This window comes from Bradyrhizobium sp. P5_C11_2 (assembly GCF_054049755.1).
Window position 1 is genome coordinate 1 of record NZ_JBFULT010000666.1, and the last position, 3,638, is coordinate 3,638.

Genomic DNA, 3,638 nt, shown 5'->3' on the forward strand with positions numbered 1-3,638 from the left:
CTGCATCGCAGTGCTCGGCCTGTCGCCGTTCGTGACCACGCTCGGCATGCTCTCGATCGTGCGCGGGCTCGGCTATGTCGTCTCCAACGGCCGCGGCAGTTTTCCGGGCGGGCCGGACGCCGACTATTTCTACGCTGCGACCTCCGGTGACGTGCTCGGCGTTCCCGTGCCCTTCATCTATCTCGTGATCCTCGCCCTGACGATGGCCGTGGTCCTGCACCACACCTCATTCGGCCGCCACGTCTTCGCGCTCGGCGGCAACGAGAAGGCGGCCGAGCTCACCGGCATTCCGGTGGTGCGGGTGAAGATCGAGGTCTATGTGATCTGCGCGCTCGCGGCAGGCCTCCAAGGCATCATCATCTCCGGCTGGCTGGGATCGGCGCCGGCCAACATGGCGACGTCCTACGAGCTCAACGTGATCGCGGCGGCCGTCATCGGCGGCGCCAACCTTGCCGGCGGCATAGGCGGTCCATTGGGGGCCATCGTCGGCTGTGTGCTGCTGGAGGTGATTCGCAACGGTCTCGTTCTGGCGCAGGTCAGCTCCTACTGGCAGCAGACGCTGGTCGGCGTGATCATCATCCTCGCCGTGCTGGTCGATCGCATCCGCTCGCGCATGATCTGAAGTGACGCCGTTTCGGGAGGGCAACCAAGATGCCGCCTGTCCGCTTCCCGGACGATTTTGAGAGGACAGGCGCCAAACAAGGGTGGAGGAAAGCAATGAGGAGACTTCTTCTTGCGGGCATGGCCGTCGCGATGATGGCGACGCCGGCATTGGCCGCGAACTACCGTTTCGTGATCGTGCCCAAGGCGATGAACAATCCGTTCTTCGACTTCGCGCGCGACGGCTGCCTGAAGCGCGCCAAGGAGCTCGGCAACATCGAGTGCGTCTACAAGGGTCCGGTCGAGCATGAGCCGGCGACGCAGGCCCAGATCATCCAGGACTTCGTCACCCAGAAGGTCGATGGCCTCGCGATCTCGGTCGCCGACGTCGCGGCCATGACCAAGTCGATCGAGGCGGCGACGGCCGCCGGCATTCCCGTCATCACCTTCGATGCCGACGCACCGAGCTCCAAGCGCATCGCCTATATCGGCACCAACAACAAGGAATTCGGCGTCGCGCTCGGCAAGGAATTGCTGAAGCTTCGGCCGGACGGCGGCAAATACGCCATGGTCTCGGGAGGCCCCGGCGCCAAGAATCTCGCCGAGCGTGTCGACGGCGTCCGCGAAGCGCTGAAGGGCTCGAAATGGACCGAGGTCGCGGGGTCGCCGACCTTCTGCAACGATGATCCCGCGCTCGCGGTCCAGCAGATGACGGACATGCGCACCGCAACGCCCGATCTCGCCGCCATCGTTCCCATTGGCGGCTGGCCGATGTTCGCTCCCGAGGGCTTCAAGGCCTTCGCCTCGAGGAATAAGAAGGACATCGATTCCGGCAAGTTCACGCTGGTCGTCGCCGATACGCTGAAGATGCAGCTCGAATTGCTGCGCGACGGCTATGCCAATGCGCTGGTCGGCCAGCGGCCCTTCGAGATGGGCGAGAAGGCGATGGACACGCTGCTCGCCATCAAGAAGGGCGAGAAGGTGCCGGAGATCGTCTACACCGGCCTAGATCTCGTGACCAAGGACAACGTCGCGCAGATGTTGAAGTAGGAGCGCCGCCAGCCCCGCGCTCCTGCGTGCCTCTCCCGCTTGCGGTTTCCGCAAGCGGGAGAGATGAATTGGACTGTTGCAAGACTGCTGGAAGGCCATGGGAATGAAACGGTCGCGGCTCGGCTCCCTCGACGTCACGTCAATCGGTCTCGGTTCGGCTCCGCTCGGCGGATTGTTCACCCCGGTCAGCGGTGCCGACGCGGAAGCGACGATCGCGCGCGGCTGGTCGGCCGGCATCCGCTTCTTCGATACCGCGCCGCTCTACGGCTTCGGTCTGGCGGAACGGCGGCTCGGCGGCTTCCTGCGGCAGCAGCCGCGCGACTCCTACGTCATCTCCACCAAGGTCGGACGGCTTCTGCGCGCGCCTGACGGCGCTGCCGCCGAGGACGACCATTACAAGGGCACGCCGCGCGAGCGGCCGGTGTTCGATTTCTCTTATGACGGCGTGATGCGCTCGGTGGAGGAAAGCCTCGCGCGCCTCGGGCTCGACCGCGTCGACGTCCTGCTCGTACATGATCCGGACGATCACTATGACGACGCGGTTGCCGGCGCCTTCCGCGCGCTGCAGCGCCTGCGCGCCGACGGCACGATCAAGGCGATCGGCGCCGGCATGAACCAGTCCGAGATGCTGGTCCGCTTCGCGGAAGGCGTGCCGGTCGATTGCTTCCTGCTCGCCGGCCGCTACACGCTGCTCGACCAGGGCGCGCTGGATGCGCTGTTTCCGGTCTGCCGCGAGAGAGGCATCGGCATCCTGCTCGGCGGCATCTACAACAGCGGCATCCTGGCCAATCCGCACGCGAACACGAAGTTCAACTATCAGGACGCCGATGCGGCGCTTGTTGCGCGGGCGCTCGAGCTCGATCAGCTCTGCCGCAAGCACGGCACCGAGCTGAAGGCCGCCGCGCTCCAGTTCTGCATGGCGCATCCCGCAGTGACGGTCGCCGTGCTTGGCGCGCGCAACGCCATGGAGGTCGAAGACAATATCGCGATGTCGGAGAGGGCGGTGCCGCCGGCCTTCTGGCAGGAACTGCGTGCGCGAACACTCGTCGACGCGCGGGCGCCGCTGCCGGGCGGGGCGTAAGGCATGATCATCGACGCTCACCAACATTTCTGGGACCCGGCGCGCGCCGATTATCCCTGGATGGATGCCCCTGAGCTGGCGCCGATCCGCCGTGCCTTCGCTCCCGCCGATCTCGCGCCGCTCTTGGAGGCGAACGGAGTCGACGCCAGCATCGTGGTGCAATGCCGCTCCGCGCTGGAGGAGACCGAGGCGTTCCTGCGCATCGCAAGCACGAATCCCTTCGTTGTCGGCGTGGTCGGCTGGGTCGACCTGACCGACAGTTCGCTCAGTGACACGCTCGGCCGGCTGCGTGCTGTCCCCGGCGGCGAAAAGCTGGTCGGCATCCGCCATCAGGTCCACGACGAAGCCGATCCCGACTGGCTGTTGCGCGAGGATGTCCAGCGCGGCCTCACCGCAATATTCGCCCGCGATCTCGCCTACGATTTCCTGGTCCGCGCCCGCGAATTGCCCGCCGCGATCGCGACGGCGCAGGCCTTCCCGCAGGCGCGCTTCGTGCTCGACCACGCCGCCAAGCCGCCGATCGCCGATGGCGGAACCAGCGAATGGGCCGACCGCATCAAAGCACTCGCGGCCTGCGGCAATGTCTGGTGCAAGATCTCGGGCCTCGCCACCGAAGCGGTGTGGGACGATTGGGATGCGGAGCGGCTGTTTCCGTTCGTCGCGCACGCCGCAAACTGCTTTGGCGAGGATCGCCTGATCTTCGGCTCCGACTGGCCGGTGTGCTTGCTCGCGGGCAGCTACGGCGAGATCAAGGGCGCGCTGGAGGCGTGTCTGGCGAAGCTGGGTGCGCAGGTGCGCGAGAAGGCGTTCGGGGTGAATGCGAAGCGGGCGTATCGGTTGTCGATGGCGTGAGCCGAGCACGCGCCTAACCACAGGTGTCGTCCCGGCGAAGGCCGGGACCCATACC

General features: G+C 66.2%; 4 protein-coding genes. All 4 read left to right on the plus strand.

Annotation, left to right across the window (positions count from 1 at the left end; genetic code table 11):
* A partial coding sequence (locus tag ACXJL8_RS36435) for an ABC transporter permease (protein WP_456686573.1) occupies window positions 1-622 on the plus strand: 622 nt, incomplete at its 5' end.
* Between the two features lie 95 nt (window positions 623-717).
* Window positions 718-1,650: a sugar-binding protein gene (locus ACXJL8_RS36440; protein WP_456619623.1), complete on the plus strand. Its 933-nt coding sequence runs from the start codon at window positions 718-720 to the stop codon at window positions 1,648-1,650.
* Between the two features lie 103 nt (window positions 1,651-1,753).
* The gene (locus ACXJL8_RS36445; RefSeq protein ID WP_456619624.1) at window positions 1,754-2,731 is read left to right on the plus strand and encodes an aldo/keto reductase; all 978 of its coding nucleotides are present in this window, start codon (window positions 1,754-1,756) and stop codon (window positions 2,729-2,731) included.
* A 3-nt stretch (window positions 2,732-2,734) separates the two neighbouring features.
* Window positions 2,735-3,583: an amidohydrolase family protein gene (locus tag ACXJL8_RS36450; protein WP_456619625.1), complete on the plus strand. Its 849-nt coding sequence runs from the start codon at window positions 2,735-2,737 to the stop codon at window positions 3,581-3,583.
* Window positions 3,584-3,638 lie beyond the last annotated feature (55 nt).